Source organism: Haliscomenobacter sp. (genome assembly GCF_033763495.1).
In the GTDB taxonomy this organism is placed as follows: Bacteria; Bacteroidota; Bacteroidia; order Chitinophagales; family Saprospiraceae; genus Haliscomenobacter.
The window spans coordinates 1-17,384 of record NZ_JANRKL010000187.1 but is presented as its reverse complement, the minus strand read 5'-3'; the positions used below and the strand labels follow the sequence as shown (position 1 = coordinate 17,384).

Here is a 17,384-nt window from a genome sequence, read left to right as displayed (position 1 = left end):
GATACGATGTCCGAGGGCAACACCCTATCACACCCTCATAAGCTCCCCCCACCTTGTCGTAAACCGCCCCGATCTTCTCTCGGCCTTCGGTCCCCACTCCGGCCTATTCCCACAAGCCGCGAAGTACACCGTATTCCGCCCCATTTTCCGATTGATCCCGTCCAGCGCTTGCATCAACTGCGCCGAGCGCAACGACGACGCCTCATCCACAAACAAATTCATTTGTACATTAGTCTGTGGCCGCAGCGCCGTAGCCATGATCCCCGCCTTTTTGTAGCGCACCCCCGGCTGATACAACTTGCGCACCAAGAGCCACGCCCAGTGGATTAACTCATTGGTATTGCTACTGGCCAGCGGCAACTCCATACTCAAGGCACTACACTGCAAGGGCATATTCTCCTGCGGCTTGAAGCGATTGGCCCATACAAAGACCGTGATTGCCTCCGTCTGTTGCCCATAGCGCCGCAATTTTTCCCCCAGGCGCGTAGCATACCTCGCCACTGCCTCGCTCAGCACGGACAGCTCCAACACATCCTGCGCAAAGGATCGGGATACAATCATCGACTTCCGACTTTCCACCGGAGCTTCTAGCCCGTAACAAGCCTCACCCCGCACTTCCTTGAGCAGCCGCAAGCCCACCACCCCAAATTCCTTTTGCATCCAGGCCTCAGATACCCGGGCCAGGTCGGCTACAGTTTTGACGCGCACTGCGGCCAGTCGCCGCTGGTAGGCTGCCCCCACGCCCCAAAGCTCCTCGATGCCGAGCTCCGCAAGTTCCGGGCTGCTGGCTTCCAGGTGGTAGGTGCCATTCAGACTGCGCTTTTTTGCCAGGTGATTGGCCAACTTGGCCAGGGTCTTGGTGTTGGCTAGTCCCACGGAAATGGGAATGCCAGTGGAGGATGTTGCACCTCGCCACGTGCTCAGCAATGCCCTCCGACACCTAGGCAGCCCCTGGCTCCTGAACATGGACATGGAGGATTTTTTCCACACCGTTAGCCGCGAGGAGGTCCAGCGCTTGTTTCAAGGTACTTTGTTCAGCCTGGATAAAGAGGCCGCCGAGCTGCTTGCGCACCTGGTCTGCTTCAAAGACCGCCTGCCGATGGGTGCTCCAACCAGCCCGGTACTGAGCAACTTTGCGACGATTCCCCTCGATAAAGATCTCCTGGCCATCGCAGCTACCAACAATTGGAGGTACACACGCTATGCCGATGACATGAGTTTTTCAGCTGATCAGGCGTTTTCGGACACCCACCTCCAGCTGATCAGCAACTTGGTGCACAATCATGGGTTCAAAATCAATACCAGCAAAACCAAACGTTTTGGCCCCGATGACCCCGAAAAGGAAGTAACCGGAATTTTGGTGGGAGGCAAAACAGTACAACTCCCCCCGGACTATTTTCCCAATCTTGAATCTACGATCGAAACCTTGCGCCAGGTCATGGAGGCACAGGTGCAGTTGCGCGGAACGGCCCAGCCTGAAAACTGGGTGCTGAACATGCAGCAACGGGTGAGTGGGAAATTGAATTTTGCGCGCGACGTCCTAGGTGATCACCATCCCGAGGTTGCACGCCTCAGTGGAAAATATGCCGATGCGGTCAACCCACTTGACGAATATGGCCCGATTGCCTGGCTGGAATGGGGTTATGACATCACGTTTTGAACAAGCAGGTGAAAGTTTAACACCCCCACCGCCGATGGAGTGTTTTTTGGAGATTTAGCCACAAACTTGAGTTTGTGCTTCCGACACGAACGAAGTTCGTGCCCCTATTTGTGAAAATTTGTGTCATTTGTGGCTAAAAAAAATGTTGTCGTGCTTCGCTGAAGGCGAGGTGACAAACACTATTACATAAGCACTTAAATACGCCCACTTATGCAAATGGTACTGAATACTCCGGGCCTGGCGCTCAAAACCCGCGATGGGGCCTTCGAGGTGGCTGCGGGCGAGGAGCGCCGCATCGTGAGCCCCCAACAATTGGAAAGCATCGCTGTTACTGCGCCTTGTTTGATCAGTTCTTCAGCCATTGAACTGGCCATAGAGTATGATCTTTCCATCTATTTTTTCAACGAAATCGGCGATGCGGTGGGCTGCCTGCGTAGCCCCTACTTTGAAAGCATCGCGACCTTGCGCCGCAAACAGGTCTATTTTTCAGATAGCCCGCAAGGTGGCAATTGGGTTATTCTGTTGTTTCGGCTTAAAACTGCTCATCAGATTGATGTGCTGGAGTATTTGGCCAACCGAAGGCCCAGTTTACTGGAAAATTATCAGCGGATTATTACTCAATTGCAGGATGGCATACCAGAGTTAGACCTGCTGAAAGATCAATCTACTGATTTTGTGGGCAACAAATTGATGGGCTGGGAAGGCAATCAGGCAAAACTCTATTGGAGTGCTGCTTCTGAAGGAATGCCTGAACCCTGGAAATTCAAGGGACGCAGCCGCCGACCCGCTGAAGATGGTTTCAATGCAATGCTCAACTATTTGTATGGCATGATGTACACCATCGTTGAGCAAGCCATTTTTGCTGCTGGCCTTGATCCTCATTTGGGTATTCTCCATTCCGATGAATACGATCGCCCTACGCTGGCTTTTGACCTCATTGAACCTTTCCGACCTTGGGTAGACCAACTATTGGTAGAACAATTTCTGGCAGACCAGATCAAACTGGAGTTTTTTGACCAGGTTTACCAAGGGTGGAGACTGAATGCAGCGGGAAAAAAATTCATCATCCCAACTTTTAATAGTTGGTTGGAGGAAAAATGCCGCTTGGACGGCAAACAGTTTTCGCGCAAAGGACATATTTATCGTTATGCCGCAGAACTGGCTCAATTAATTCAAAATACAGCATATGATCCTGGTAAGTTATGACATTGAAAGCGACCGCCTACGCATGCGAGTGGCTAAAAAACTACTGGCTGCTGGGTTGCATCGGGTACAATACTCGGTTTTTATGGGTACCTTAGATGCTGCTGAAGAAGCAAAACTGAGGACCGAAATGGCTAAAATTCCTCAGGCAGCGGAGTTTGTTCCTCATGATAGCATCATGTTTGTTCCTCTGCACGATTATTCTTTGCAGCATATTGAATTGTTTGGCACAATTCCTCAACGCTGGGAAGAAATAACCGGAGAAACGCATACTTTAATTTTTTAAACCCCTGAACTTGTTTTAACTTCACTATTGTTGGTATTTTAGTGCAAATTTACGTTCTTTGACATCTGGAAAAAACACTCCCAATGCATTGTTTTTTAACGATTTTTGAATCTGCGTGGGAAGAAACACGGAGATTTTTACAGCTAAATGATAGTCATTTAGCTGATAATGAGCTTTTTATTTGTTAAGACGGGTAGGAGTTATGTGTGCCGACATTGGGCACTGCGACCAGTCCACAGAGAATAACCGCTTCACCATGCCACAGTAGGAGTTATGTGTGCCGACATTGGGCACTGCGACTTTTTATACGCTTCGCAGAGCCTTTTTTTGTCGTGGTAGGAGTTATGTGTTCCGACATTGGGCACTGCGACCGAAGAAAAATACGTAGGACTTACCATCAAGTAGGAGTTATGTGTGCCGACATTGGGCACTGCGACACTTCTTCTGTGTATCGCAGTCAGTCGGACGACCAACATGTAGGAGTTATGTGTGCCGACATTGGGCACTGCGACATTAGTTTTTCTTTTTTTTACGATAGTAGATTACAAGAGTAGGAGTTATGTGTGCCGACATTGGGCACTGCGACCTCTTGGTTTTAAGGTTGAGGGCGTAGACTTTTTGTAGGAGTTATGTGTGCCGACATTGGGCACTGCGACACAATTCCGCCCCACATATATCCTGCGGAGACGGTAGGAGTTATGTGTGCCGACATTGGGCACTGCGACATTTCTTCAATCACAATGATCCTTACGGGTACTGCGATTCCAAGTAGGAGTTATGTGTGCCGACATTGGGCACTGCGACAGGCACGCGGTGTCGAACGGTCAACTGGATGGTTTGTAGGAGTTATGTGTGCCGACATTGGGCACTGCGACCATTTTTTGCCAAGCAGGTTTCGTCCACCATGGGTAGGAGTTATGTGTGCCGACATTGGGCACTGCGACACCACCAAGCTTTTTGCCGGAGTAGTGGACTTTGGTAGGAGTTATGTGTGCCGACATTGGGCACTGCGACAGTTCGTCCTCGATATCATCAAGGCGACGGTTAATGGTAGGAGTTATGTGTGCCGACATTGGGCACTGCGACCCACCATTATCACGCTGATAATGCCGAGTACCAGCAGGTAGGAGTTATGTGTGCCGACATTGGGCACTGCGACCGAAAGTAGGGATATGACAGTAAATGCCAAAAAGTAGGAGTTATGTGTGCCGACATTGGGCACTGCGACCATGTTGGTCGCGGCGCTCACGGCGCTCGTTGCGCTGTAGGAGTTATGTGTGCCGACATTGGGCACTGCGACAATCCACACCTTGGTGTTACCCTCGACGGTGGTTTTGGTAGGAGTTATGTGTGCCGACATTGGGCACTGCGACCTTGGATGTATGTGTTGATGACAGGGAGTTGGCTCTGTAGGAGTTATGTGTGCCGACATTGGGCACTGCGACAAAACGCCACGACCAGATTTTGGCCAGTTTTGCTGAGTAGGAGTTATGTGTGCCGACATTGGGCACTGCGACCAGTTCAATTTCGAGCAAGCGATTGTATTTACTGTAGGAGTTATGTGTGCCGACATTGGGCACTGCGACAGTACTACGTACCCTGCGATAATTAGAACCAGATTGTAGGAGTTATGTGTGCCGACATTGGGCACTGCGACAGTTCCACAGCGTGGAGTGCCCCTTTTTTTGTTCTGTAGGAGTTATGTGTGCCGACATTGGGCACTGCGACCACTTTGGCGCCAGGGCATACTCTTTGGGGTATACATGTAGGAGTTATGTGTGCCGACATTGGGCACTGCGACCGGAAACGGAAGTTTTGGTGCCTTCCGTGTGGCTTGTAGGAGTTATGTGTGCCAACATTGGGCACTGCGACCTTCTTCAATGCGCAATAGCTGGTTGTACTTCGCCATTTAGGAGTTATGTGTGCCAACATTGGGCACTTTAGGGAAGTTTCGAGCGCGACGCCCCCACACTCACACGATCACACTCACCCCTCACACTATATCGTGTGCCAACATTGGGCACTAGCGAGTCACGCACGTACCATACCCACACCTGCGCAATCATTCCTAGCATTCAGTCGTGCCGTAGAAAAAATTAGATCAAAGCTCTATTCCAAATTTGCAGAAATAACAATAAAAACATATATTGCTCAACCTTAACACTTAAACCCATTTATGCGGATATTTCTGGATACAGAATTTACAGAACTGACTCGAGATGCCCAACTCATCTCAATTGGCCTGGCTGCCGAAAATGGCGACTGGTTCTACGCCGAATTAACCGATTACGATTCCACATTCATCAATCCTTGGGTAAAAGAAAACGTACTTACCCTGCTCACTGGACCTAAACTTTCCAACGCTCAATACGTGCACACCAAGCCTTACATGGCCTGCCGAGGCGATATCGTTGATGTTAGTCGAGCCTTGCGTCGCTGGCTTGCTCGTTTTGGTGAAAAAAATAGCGTCCACATCTGGGCAGATGTTCTGGCTTGGGACTGGGTGTTGTTTTGCCACGTTTTTAATGGTGCCTTTTTTATCCCTGAACAAGTCTTTTGGATTCCCTTTGACCTGAGTACCCTCTTGCTCACCAAAGGTTTAGACCCCAATGTCACCCGAGAAACCTTAGGCCAGGTAGACCTTCAGGTGCCCAAACTCAAATTGGCTAAACACCATGCCCTTTACGATGCCTGGTTGGAGAAAGTCATTTTCGAAGGGTTGGGGGGCTAAAACCCGACTCTTGATCGCATTTGCATCCAGGTTAATAGAATTTTACTGCACGAAATACAGAATGATGACAAATTGATGGACCGTTTTACCTAATCCTGAAAATTTTGACTGTAACCTCAATGGAAAACGCCTTATTCGAAAAACCTATAGCCACACAGGAACCCCTGTACAGCACCCACGCTTTTTTGTTCCCTTTTGAGTGGACCTACCAAAAAACCAAGAGCCAATTGCTGGAGGATCAAACCGATCTGCTGCGGATTGAACAATTGATGGCCTTAGATTCGAGTCGTTGGGAACGCCGAGCCTCCTGGCTCCAGCCACAGTCCTTGGTGCAATTCAATGAGCTGGTTTATTTTTATGAGTTTGTGCGCCCAGTGTTGTACGACTCCGGAAAGGACGATTCCCTTCAACGTCATTACTACTTCAAAGCTCCTGCCGAATCCTTCGAATACGTCATCGAACTGAACAATGGCAAAACCTACCGCCTGGATATTGATGACATTGTGGTCAGTTTTTTCAACACGGGCGTGGGGGTGCTGGCTTTTCACCTGTTGAATAAAGACCAAAAGCAATCCGCGCCGCAGGACATTTTAAACATCAACGCCTTCGGACGTAGGGTGTACCCTCCTTTTTTGCAGACCCAAAAAGATTTGATCGGGCAGCAGGCTTTTTTCGAAGACAACAACTGGTTGGCTGGCCTACAAGGAACGCAGAAAGCGAATCAAATGGCCAAAAGTATTCGATTGGAAGCCAATGCTAAACCCTGGATTGTTGAGGACTTTTTAAGTTGGGTAGTAAACCAGAACCCGGAAAGAGAGCCTGAATTGATTCAGCAGTTGTTACCCATCCCACTCCGGGAAGAAGTGCAGTTTGCTCCCGTGCTCGACGACCGAATGTTTACGGTTTGCTGGTATGGCAACAAAGCGCTGACCGAGTACATCAAAGGTAAAGATTTTGAACAAGACTTTAAGACGAATCCCTGGTGGTATCGTTACCTTTTTGTAGATAGTGGAGATGCTACCTGTCCCAACTTGGCGATGCGCCATCGGTTATTAGAAGAGGCCACCAATGCCCGTTGGGCCAATTACGGCACTTTTTATGGCATCAGCCGCTATTCCTTTGTGACTTTGACGGATGAGATGTCAGTCTCTTACGAAGGGTTCGCCAAAATCATCTGCTCCCATGTCCAGACCATGTACTACAAAGTTTCCCTGCTTGGCCTGGTACAGCGCGCCTGTCTACTCCGCTTCTCCCAAGAGATAACCGCCATCAGCCAACTCCCCAAAAAAGACCCCAACATCGGTGCCCGTGTCAGCAGCCTTTTCAAACAGTACATCCGCTTTGTCAACAAAATTTACTTCCGCGAAGTAACCGCCCAGGAGCAAGGCATCGAGCTATACGACATCCTGCAAAGTCAAATGCGCCTGGAAAAACAGGTCAAAGACCTGGAACACGAAATTCAGGAACTACACGGCTATGTATCGATGCTGGAAGAAGAACAGCGCAACGACAAGCTGGATGTGCTGACCTATATCGGGGCGCTGTTTGTGGTGCCCTCGTTTATTGGTACATATTTTGGTGTGAATAATTTTAAAATCGCCGAGCATTGGTTAGGTCTTTCTTTACTCAGTCTGACTTCCGCCATCCTGGCGCTTGCTGTCGTGCGCGGTAACCGCAAAATGCGGATAATCTGGCTCATCATCCTGGCGATTTTGATGGTCTATACTTTGATTATTTACCCTATAAATAAGTTTGAACAATGAGTACAAACACTGAAAAAGAGTGGCCTTACTTGATCATGCGATTTAATGTTGGGTGGCTACTTTTCATATTATTGGCATCAGTAGGAATCGTGGTCTTGCTTAAAAGGTTTGAGGTCATCGAATCGGAAGACGTACTTACACTTGCATTGGTTTTTGCATTTATCCTCTTTGTTTTTGCAGCACTGGAGGCTTGGAAAGCATACTTGTGGCACCTGAAATCGGAGGCAGATCGGGCTGAAGGGCTACAGAAATGGCTAGAAGAAGAAGAAACGAAAAGAAAAGGTGCACTGATCACAAAAAGTGAAGCAAAAGAAGTAGCCAACAAACACGAAGCCTTAAGGAAAGCTCTTCAGGAAGAATTACTGAGTCTTGCGAAAGAACTAAAAGAGACTAAAGAAGAACACTATGACAAAGAACAAAAATTGACAAAGAAAGTGATCCACTATGTGCCTGATGATGTACGTAAAAAGGTATTGACTCATTTCCCGATTACCCAATAAAAAGATCAAGAAAATGGAAAATAAATTCAAACTGGAAATTCATTTGAAACAACACACCCCGATCATTCACTTTCAACACGCACAGCCGGGAGCGACGCTGCGAGCAACGGAGGTGAAGCCGAAATTGGATCGGTTTATTCGAGAAAATTTTAAACGATTGTTTATCAGTGCTGAAGATCATTTTTTATACTCAAAACTTGACTTGTTTGAGCCGAGTGAAAAAAAGCAGTCTTCCTATAAACTGAGTATAAACAGAGAGGGAACAGAAAAACCCAATGAGTATTATCTCGCTTCCTATTTGAAAGGGGAACTGCAAAATAGGCTAGCGCAGCATGATAAAGACTATCTACATGGGACTGCTTTTTTTGCGCAGGAGAATGAAAGTAGTAAAGTATTCCCCAAAGTTGATTTGACTAACGGGATTGATGGATTTAACCTTGAAGCATATCAGTCATTGCCTAAACTCGGACTTTTAGAGACAGGCAAAATTAAGCTTACCATTTTTTCTTTTGATAAAGATATTCTATCCATTATTTCAAAATCGATCCCCTATTTTTTTGCTTATGAGAATTTTGGCACCAGACAAAATAAAGGCTTTGGTTGCTTCTCAGTAGTTGATCCAAAGCCACTGGAGAGTATGGACACCATGATCAAAAAGCTCTTTCCTGTTTTTGCAGCAAAAGTTGAATTAACGAATCTCTCCTCGGACGCAATGCAGAGGCTTCAAAAAATAATGGAAACCATACAATCAGATTATAAACTGCTCAAATCAGGGAAAAACCCAAAAGAAAATCGCGGGAAGTACTCAAAATCACTTCTGTTTTCTTACGCTGTGACCCGTAATATACCAGTGCGTTGGGAAAAGCGGAAGATTAAACAGCAGATTAATGCAGGAAAATTTGAACTTGAAAACTCGCCTGTTCCATTGCAATATACAAATCAGGACATTGGCCCTGTAGAGGATGATGCCAACAAGCGGAACTGGGATGACCCTGCAAAGGGGTATAAGTACCAATTTATCAGAGCAATGTTAGGCTTAGCTGAGCAGTATGAGTTTCTTACTTCAAGAAGAGATAGCAATGGCAGAGAAGCCAAATATGTAGTTAAAGTAGAAGCTCATTCACCCGCCATACAAAGGTTCAAATCCCCTGTTTTATTCAAGATTCACAATAATACCATCTATCTTATTGCTGAAGATGTCAATTCGGCAATGCTGAATCAAGGGTTCAATTTCGGGCTTGAACTGAAAATTGGAAAAAATATCAGCAAGGCAAATGGGCATAAAATGCCGCTGGATTCTATCAATACTCCAGAATCTTTCAACATGAAAGAATTTCTCACCTATGCGCTACAAAAGGGTAAAGGTGAATTATCGGACTATAAACCCTTATAGATATGCTTCAGGAAAAAACCTTTCCATCCACCTACCTCGCCATCACCATTGGCCCCATTTACGCCACCATCCAACAAGCCCGACGAACGCGGGAACTCTGGGCAGCCAGCTACATATTCTCCTTGCTGATGCGGGAGTTGCTGGAGGTGCTTGAAAAGGAGAAAATTGGAGAATTGCTCGCCCCGGTAGTGGCTGCAACCAACTACAACGGCGCAGGCATCTACCCCGATCGTTGTTTTTGGCTGCTGAATGAAAAAGGGGAAAAACTCCCCGCTGCAGATTGGCAGAATTTGATCCGACAAGCCATTCGCAACGTGGAGCAAATCGCTCAAAAAAACAATGCTCAACGTAAATTTTTTGAGCCTTTTTTTAGAGTTTTTGCCGCAAAACTGGAGCTCAAATCTTCCGAAGAGAGCGCCGTACTGCAACTCAACCGTTTGCTCGATGCGCAGGAACTACAAGCCCTGTTGCCTCAAAGCGATGATCAACTAATTAACATCTTGAGTGAGGACAACAACATCTGGGAACTCTACCACGATAGTTCAGCGAGTACCTCAGCGGTGTTTATTCCCTACGATTCAAAAGGCAACCACCGCTTACCCAGTTTGGTTGAATTGGCTACGAGTGAGCTTAAAAAAGTAGATGAGGCCACTTACGAAGGCATTTTGACGCACCCTGCCAATACCGCCATCATCAAACGGCGGGAAGGAAAAGTTGATCCCAAAGAGGAGGCTTTGGCCCAGGAAGAGGCGCTGCTAAAACTGAAACAAACCTTTAAGGACGACTTCAAGTTTCGCCACAAATACGTTTGTTTCGTCAAAGCCGACGGCGACAGTGTCGGCGCCACCCTTGGGGCAATTGGCAATCACCACCAGGAAATTCAGGATTTCTCCAAACTTCTGGCCAAATTCGCCCAGGAAGCAGTGGACAAAATCATTGCATTTAATGGAATCCCCGTATATGCTGGAGGTGATGACCTCCTGTTCATTGCACCCATCCAAAACCAAAATGGGCAGCACATCTTTAATTTGTTGAGTGACCTGGATCAGATATTCCCTTCCACAGATTTGCAAGCGCTGGGCAAGTCGGTCAAAGCTGATTTTTCAGCCCAACCCGCCCTTTCCTACGGCCTCTCCATCGCCTATTACAAGCACCCGATGTTTGAAGCCCTGGACAAATTGAACGAGCTCTTGTTTGAAGAGGCCAAAGGTTTTCCCGGAAAAAATGCAGTGGCTTTTCGGGTGCTCAAACACAGTGGGCAGGCCTTCGGCGCTACCCTGAGCAAAGGTGGAGGGGCATATACCCAATTTGCCGCCTTATTGAAAGCCTGTCAGACCCAGGAGCTGAGTTTTTTGACTTCAGTAATGCACAAACTGGCTTCCCTGGAAGCTTTCCTGGAGGATGCCTTGCAACATGGCCAAACCAAAGCTTTTTTCAAGCACCATTTCAACGAGTCCGCCCACCAGCAGTCCGAAACCAATGCCTACATCCAGGCGGTACACCACTTGGTGCAAACTTTGTGGAAGGAAGCCGGGGAGCAAAAACAGGAAAACCCCATTGCAGTGGTTCGCCAGCAGTTGTTTGCCGCCCTGCGTTTTATTCAATTCCTAAACCAACCCGATCATGACTAAATCAAAAAGTATCCTGCTGACCCTGCGGCCAGTGGACTACTACTTTTTTGGCGGGGAAAATACCTTTGACTCGGATCCAATCCGCCGCAATTACCTGGTGCGATCCAATAAATTGCCGCAACAAACCGGTCTCTTGGGTTTGATTCGCCACGTGTTGTTCCAGGAAGGAATGAGCATTGGAGATGCCAGTTTCAGCCCCGCTCAAACTGTCACCAACTTTGGGGATTTGGAGCAGCTTTCCCCCTTGTTCATGCAATGGCAGCATGCCGGAAAGCGTCAGTTTTTTTACCCTGCTGCTCGCCTGCACCTCGATACGAAGCAAGAGTTAAAGGTAGACTTGAGTGCCAGTCAGGGGCAAGGCCTAAATTTCTTGGGGGGAGACTGGGAGAATTTGCCCCACCTGAGTTTTAATAAGCAGGAAGATGAACAAGAAGTAGAAACAACCTACTCCGAAAAGGAATACCTCAACGAGGTGTGGGTCAGCGCTGATGGCACGGCCCTTAAAATTCCGGCAGCGGTACCTGCTGATAAACTGTCAGAGCTACACAAAACGCCCAAACCAGAGCACGGCATCTTCTACTCCAACTTCCAAATTGGCATCGATAAGGCCAGTCGGATGAAGCCGGATGCTACCGCTGGGAGTGATGAAAATGGCTTTTACAAACAGGAGTTTTACCGCCTGGCCCCCGGCTTTTCCTTTGCGGTCAAGGTGGACTTCAAAGGGGAGATTGACCCCGCTATTTTTAAGCGCAGTATGCCATTCGGGGGCGAAAACCGCTGTTTCATCATGGAGGCAGAACCCTGGACTGCGGCGCTGGATGCCCAGCTGAAACCCGCTCAGGCTTACCCTTACACCGACGGTCGGGTGGTGTTGTTCAGTGATGCGTTCATTACCAGCAGCGACTGGAAAAAAATCATCAAGCTCTGCTATTTTACCGCAACCCAGGCCATTCCATTTCGCAACCTGCAACTGGCAACCAAGGCTTACGAAAATCAATCGGCAGCAGCGCGCCGACGCATTTTTGCCAATTTACAAAGCGCTCGAAACAGCACCCTGCTGTATTTGCTGGAACGGGGCTCGGTACTCTTTCCTAAAGCCGGGGAACAAGCCAACTTGCTGAAGCTCCTGGAGGCTGCCACCCATTTTCAAGCCATTGGCTATAACCACATTTATCCTTCAACAACAAAAAGCGAAACAATATGAGCACCTACGTATTTAAAATTACCTGTTTGACCAATTTACACGCGGGTAGCGGCGACTCCGGTGGCTTTGGCGTTGTAGATAAAACGGTGCAACGCGACCCCGCTACCAATTTACCTACCATCCACGCTTCGGGCTTAAAGGGTGCACTGAGGGAACATTTCAGGCATGAACCCTGGGTGAACTACGTCTTTGGCTCTGATCAAAATAACCGCGCTCCTGGTTCTTCACAGCAGGGGGCGTATCATTTTTTTGCAGCGGATTTGTTGGCTTTGCCAAAACCAGCGCAGGAGGCTCCATTCTTTGAGATAGTAACCAATCAAGAGTACCTTAAACCCATTGGAATCAAATACCAGCAGTTGGGGGCCAAAACGCTAACTGTAGCTCAATTGGCAGAGGGTTTAAACAACGATCCTCAGTTTTGGGAACTGGCCGAAGATTTACCCGTAATTGCCCGCAACCAACTGGACAATGGCGTCAGTAAAAACCTTTGGTACGAGGAGGTAGTACCTCGCCAAAGTATGTTTGTGGTAGCGATTCAAATACCGGACGTCGATGGAAAAATCACTTCGGGAAGCGACGATACGGAGCAAGCCGTAGATCGGGAAGTGTTGACCAAAGCGTTGAAAGAAGCGGTTGTCCAAATTGGCGGCAATGCCACGGTAGGGTATGGTTTTTGTTTGTTCACTCAAATTTATCCCAAGCCATGATGCACAAAAAAGACGTAGAAAAATACATCGCCAAGGCCATTAAAGCTGCCCGTGAACACCTCAGCATCAGTGGCGATCCCAAAAGTGTCAACGCTGAATACGATGGCTATGCAGCTTCGCTGGGTGCCTCTATTGTCACCTCGGGGCTAAAACCTGCACTAGCGTTTTACAGCGATTTGGGGGTGCGCGAAGGTGTCGCACGACACAAAGTACTCCAAGCCATTGCGCAGATTTTGCAAGAAGAAGCCCTTTTTTCAGGGCTCGGCAGCGAAGCTGATGCCTTGCTGGATTTTGTGTTAAAACCTGAAAATGAGGCCAAACAACGCCAGTTGAAAGCCAAAATCCTGGCGGCTTCGATTGCGCTAAAATTAGCCTTGCGGAATTTCACCCAAGTCAATAAAACTGGCCAGTCATGAACCTGAAAAAATATTATTACCAGGACTATTATCAGGGGCAGGATATCGATCTTCACTACGAGGCGATGAAAGCTGGTGTGAACAAAGGCAAGTTTGAACAAGCCAATTTCAACCTCTACGAATTTGCTTTGACAAAACGCCGGGGTGACTTGTGTGCTGCAAAACTCAACCTGGCTCAGGCTGCGAACAAAAGTAGTGCGACAGACACCACCACTGGTCTCGCCTGGTCGACAGCACAACAGTGGCTTCCCCTGGAACTGGTCACCACGTATCCTGGCTTGCTTGCCGGGATTGGGTACAAACACGAAACCAAAAGTGAAGGGGAACTCAAACTGGGCTTCTTTTTTGATCATACCACCGGCTTACCCATTGTGCCTGGTAGCAGCATCAAAGGAGCTTTGCGCAGCGTATTCCCCCAATTCGAATGGATTGCCGGCGACCCCTTGCGCCCTAAACTTGATGGCAATGACGACCTGTGCAATGCCAAAGCGGAATTCATTGCCGATCTTTTGAGTCCTAAAGACGGGCCAAAGCTCTCATACCTGGATGTACATCGCCTGGAACTGGCCATTTTTGAGGGACTGGATTGGGAAAAAACTCAGCTTGCCCGCCAAAACCGGTTTAGTGTACCTCAGGATGAAGCAGAAGCGCAGGAAATGCTGCTGGAGTATTTGCCAATGACCCAGCGCGACATTTTTCTGGACGCTTACGTAAGTGGTTCTTTTTACCAGGAGCAGTATATTTTGGGACCAGATGCCCTAACTCCGCATGGGGATGCCCCTTTGCAAAATCCGATTCCTCTGCCATTTTTAAAAATCCTGCCGGGAGTGAAGTTCCAGTTCCAGTTTTTGCTGAGTGCTTCAGGAAACGTTACTGCGCAGCAAAAACAAACGGCGTTTCAGGAAATTTTGACCACCATTGGAGTTGGTGCCAAAACCAATGTAGGTTATGGGCAATTGATCACTGTGGAGGAATTTGCCAGGCAATACCCAACCCCATTGGCTCGACCCTTCTCTTCCCGACCAGCCCTGGAGGATACGCCCCGGCCGGCACGAGACAGAAGGCAGCAGGATCGGCCTCAAATGCGAGAAAGACAGTCTCCTCATCCGAACCGGGATCAGGTGCCAACGCAAGGTACAGCCCGACCTGCTCAGGAGGCTCCACCACCACCGCCACCACCGCCAGATCGGGGAGCCCTGCAGCAATTTGAAAAAGACAAGGAATACAAGGGCAAGATATACAAGCTGGACTCGAAGAAAAGTACCATACGTTTTATCGTGACTGGAAATGCCGAGGTTCTCAAGTTTTCGGACAAGACGAATTTCAGCCGGTATAAAGAAGGTGACCTCATCCGCATCATCGTGACAGAACTGGAACCTAATGCTCAGATCAAAAGCTTCAAAATTCTCGAATAATGCAACTCCTCACCCTCACGCTCCCTTGCCCCCTCCACCCAGGGAACATCCCTGCCTTCCGTTCGGCCATCATCGAACTGGTTGGCCAGGAGCAACACCTCTTTCACAACCACGACAACCGCCAGCCCGGTGCTGATCACCACCACTACGGCTACCCCCTCATCCAGTACCAGGTGCGGCGGGGCATGGCCACCATCTTGGGCCTCAACGAAGGGGTTCAGGCGATAGAGCAGTACTTGTTGCCGCGCCTGCGACCCGAACTGGAGTTTGCCGGCCAAACCCATACCCTGGAGGGTTACCACCTGCATCCGCACGAGTACGCCTTGCAACTAAGTGAGCGCCCACAGGTCTTTGGCCTCCAGGGCTGGCTGGCCCTCAATACCGAAAATTACAGCCGCTGGAAAGCAACCGATGATGAAGCGGACCGCAAAAAAATCCTCAGCTCCGCCCTCACCGGGCACCTGCGCAGCCTGATGGAAACCCTCGGCACCGCCGCCTGGCGCAGCCTGGTGGAGGCCCGGGTGTTGCAGGTCGACCAGCAGAAATGCATCCAATGGCACGGCACCGAACTGGTCCGTTTTGACGTGCTGGCCGAAAGCAACCTTCGCTTCCCCACGGGCATCGGGATCGGCCGGGTGGCCGCTTTTGGCTTTGGGGAGGTGATGAGCGAAAAGGCGTATACCCGTTACCGCGAATGGGCCAGTCGGCAGTTGCCCGCAGCATTGGAAGGCGAAGAGTGATTTTGGATGATGAATTTCAGGAATGACGAATTTTTCGAATGACGAATGACGAATTGGGGCAATGTCCGACAAATTCGTCATTCGTCATTCGACAAATTTGTCATTCCAAACATGTTCTTTGACATCTTGGAAATAGCAATTATCTTTGGAAATACAATGCCACCATTGGGCAATGTGCTGGTTCGTCCAGCACGGGATACCGGGTTCGGAAAGCAGGTTTTACCCCTGCCCAAACCCAAATTTTGAAAATTTGATAATCTCCTATGTTCGTGTATGTCGAGTTATCTACAGCTAAACTACTCCTACTCTCTTCATTATCAGTCATATGATGATTTTTAAGGGTAGGAGTGATATGTGCTGACAAAGGGCACTTCGACTAGATGGTTTTAGAAGTGATTTAAATAAGGTGATTGTAGGAGTGATATGTGCTGACAAAGGGCACTTCGACATAAACAGACTCCGAGGATCGCACCCACCCATTGGATGGTTGTCAGTAGGAGTGATATGTGCTGACAAAGGGCACTTCGACTTGCCGGATCGTGTAGCTCTCTTGCAACAAGCACGTAGGAGTGATATGTGCTGACAAAGGGCACTTCGACTCCACGGATCCTGCCGACAAAATTAAGTGGTTCATAGTAGGAGTGATATGTGCTGACAAAGGGCACTTCGACTTTCATATCGGTAGAATCGGGCACTTAAGAGTTGTAGGAGTGATATGTGCTGACAAAGGGCACTTCGACCATTGATGCCGCCTTTTTGCCTTTTCGGCTCTTGGTAGGAGTGATATGTGCTGACAAAGGGCACTTCGACTTGCATCAACCAACTGTTGTGGCGTGCGGACAGGAGTAGGAGTGATATGTGCTGACAAAGGGCACTTCGACAGTCGCCGTGGCGACCTCAACGCCGTTCAATTCGAGTAGGAGTGATATGTGCTGACAAAGGGCACTTCGACAAACAAACAAGTTGTCCATATTAGTGGAGTTATGGGTAGGAGTGATATGTGCTGACAAAGGGCACTTCGACCGTAAATGTTGCATTCTCGATTTGTGGGAAATAAAGTAGGAGTGATATGTGCTGACAAAGGGCACTTCGACTTGTCGTTTTCTGCGCTAATGAAATCGCCATAGAGTAGGAGTGATATGTGCTGACAAAGGGCACTTCGACATAAATGCCTGCCTTTTTCATATGTTGGCGGTTGTAGGAGTGATATGTGCTGACAAAGGGCACTTCGACTTGGATGTCATAATCGACTTCTTTCCAGACATAGTAGGAGTGATATGTGCTGACAAAGGGCACTTCGACTTGCGAATAGCTTCCTCATGATTATGGAGGTTTGTGTAGGAGTGATATGTGCTGACAAAGGGCACTTCGACTTGAATCAGCTGTAACATGGTTTTTTATTTTGGTAGGAGTGATATGTGCTGACAAAGGGCACTTCGACTCATCAGAGCTAGTTTCTAATTTTGACGTTTGTTCGTAGGAGTGATATGTGCTGACAAAGGGCACTTCGACTTTTTCATGTTGTGTGTTTTTGAATTTGTGTCGCGTAGGAGTGATATGTGCTGACAAAGGGCACTTCGACATTCTTTTTCATGTTCTTTTTGTTTTTTTTAAAATGTAGGAGTGATATGTGCTGACAAAGGGCACTTCGACTTACGCCCATCAGCTTTTCCATGTGAGTTGGTTTAAGTAGGAGTGATATGTGCTGACAAAGGGCACTTCGACTCTGTGCGTG

15 protein-coding genes and 2 CRISPR repeat arrays are annotated in these 17,384 nt (G+C 48.3%); of the genes, 14 read left to right on the top strand and 1 reads right to left on the bottom strand.

Annotated elements, in window-relative coordinates:
- Positions 1-27: 27 nt before the first annotated feature.
- A complete protein-coding gene (locus SFV55_RS20775; RefSeq protein WP_320031472.1) occupies positions 28-876 on the bottom strand; it encodes a DUF4113 domain-containing protein in 849 nt (282 codons plus the stop codon).
- Here SFV55_RS20775 and SFV55_RS20770 point away from each other — a divergent pair.
- The 14 genes from SFV55_RS20770 (at position 860) to SFV55_RS20705 (ending at position 15,895) form a co-directional block, all read left to right on the top strand.
- On the top strand, positions 860-1,660 hold the full coding sequence (locus SFV55_RS20770) for a reverse transcriptase family protein (protein WP_320031471.1): 801 nt from the start codon (positions 860-862) through the stop codon (positions 1,658-1,660). The genes SFV55_RS20775 and SFV55_RS20770 overlap by 17 nt on opposite strands.
- Positions 1,661-1,870: 210 nt before the next feature.
- Entirely contained in the window at positions 1,871-2,866 is a 996-nt protein-coding gene (gene cas1, locus SFV55_RS20765) for a CRISPR-associated endonuclease Cas1 (protein WP_320031470.1), read from the top strand.
- Positions 2,847-3,149: a CRISPR-associated endonuclease Cas2 gene (gene cas2 / locus SFV55_RS20760; RefSeq protein WP_320031469.1), complete on the top strand. Its 303-nt coding sequence runs from the start codon at positions 2,847-2,849 to the stop codon at positions 3,147-3,149. Before cas1 ends, cas2 begins: the two co-directional genes overlap by 20 nt.
- A gap of 193 nt (positions 3,150-3,342) precedes the next feature.
- A CRISPR array of direct repeats spans positions 3,343-5,094; the repeat unit is 36 nt; unit sequence GTAGGAGTTATGTGTGCCGACATTGGGCACTGCGAC.
- A 231-nt stretch (positions 5,095-5,325) separates the two neighbouring features.
- Complete coding sequence (locus SFV55_RS20755; RefSeq protein WP_320031468.1) at positions 5,326-5,880, top strand: 3'-5' exoribonuclease domain-containing protein; 555 nt, start codon at positions 5,326-5,328, stop codon at positions 5,878-5,880.
- Between the two features lie 119 nt (positions 5,881-5,999).
- A complete protein-coding gene (locus SFV55_RS20750; protein WP_320031467.1) occupies positions 6,000-7,643 on the top strand; it encodes a CorA family divalent cation transporter in 1,644 nt (547 codons plus the stop codon).
- The gene (locus tag SFV55_RS20745) at positions 7,640-8,143 is read left to right on the top strand and encodes a hypothetical protein (protein WP_320031466.1); all 504 of its coding nucleotides are present in this window, start codon (positions 7,640-7,642) and stop codon (positions 8,141-8,143) included. Before SFV55_RS20750 ends, SFV55_RS20745 begins: the two co-directional genes overlap by 4 nt.
- Before the next feature lie 13 nt (positions 8,144-8,156).
- Positions 8,157-9,536: a hypothetical protein gene (locus SFV55_RS20740; protein WP_320031465.1), complete on the top strand. Its 1,380-nt coding sequence runs from the start codon at positions 8,157-8,159 to the stop codon at positions 9,534-9,536.
- 2 nt (positions 9,537-9,538) lie between these two features.
- Positions 9,539-11,167: a type III-B CRISPR-associated protein Cas10/Cmr2 gene (gene cas10 / locus SFV55_RS20735; RefSeq protein WP_320031464.1), complete on the top strand. Its 1,629-nt coding sequence runs from the start codon at positions 9,539-9,541 to the stop codon at positions 11,165-11,167.
- Positions 11,160-12,371, top strand: coding sequence for a type III-B CRISPR module-associated Cmr3 family protein (locus SFV55_RS20730; protein WP_320031463.1), 1,212 nt, complete (start codon positions 11,160-11,162; stop codon positions 12,369-12,371). Before cas10 ends, SFV55_RS20730 begins: the two co-directional genes overlap by 8 nt.
- Positions 12,368-13,078: an RAMP superfamily CRISPR-associated protein gene (locus tag SFV55_RS20725; RefSeq protein ID WP_320031462.1), complete on the top strand. Its 711-nt coding sequence runs from the start codon at positions 12,368-12,370 to the stop codon at positions 13,076-13,078. Before SFV55_RS20730 ends, SFV55_RS20725 begins: the two co-directional genes overlap by 4 nt.
- On the top strand, positions 13,075-13,494 hold the full coding sequence (locus SFV55_RS20720) for a type III-B CRISPR module-associated protein Cmr5 (RefSeq protein WP_320031461.1): 420 nt from the start codon (positions 13,075-13,077) through the stop codon (positions 13,492-13,494). The genes SFV55_RS20725 and SFV55_RS20720 overlap by 4 nt, the downstream gene beginning before the upstream one ends.
- Positions 13,491-14,909 (top strand): type III-B CRISPR module RAMP protein Cmr6, encoded by a 1,419-nt coding sequence (gene cmr6, locus SFV55_RS20715; RefSeq protein ID WP_320031460.1) that lies wholly within the window; start codon positions 13,491-13,493, stop codon positions 14,907-14,909. The genes SFV55_RS20720 and cmr6 overlap by 4 nt, the downstream gene beginning before the upstream one ends.
- Positions 14,909-15,649 carry a CRISPR-associated endonuclease Cas6 gene (locus SFV55_RS20710; RefSeq protein WP_320031459.1) on the top strand — a complete coding sequence of 247 codons (741 nt, stop codon included), beginning with the start codon at positions 14,909-14,911 and terminating at the stop codon, positions 15,647-15,649. Before cmr6 ends, SFV55_RS20710 begins: the two co-directional genes overlap by 1 nt.
- 111 nt (positions 15,650-15,760) lie before the next feature.
- The gene (locus SFV55_RS20705) at positions 15,761-15,895 is read left to right on the top strand and encodes a hypothetical protein (protein ID WP_320031458.1); all 135 of its coding nucleotides are present in this window, start codon (positions 15,761-15,763) and stop codon (positions 15,893-15,895) included.
- 95 nt (positions 15,896-15,990) lie between these two features.
- A CRISPR array of direct repeats spans positions 15,991-17,374; the repeat unit is 36 nt; unit sequence GTAGGAGTGATATGTGCTGACAAAGGGCACTTCGAC.
- Between the last annotated feature and the right edge of the window lie 10 nt (positions 17,375-17,384).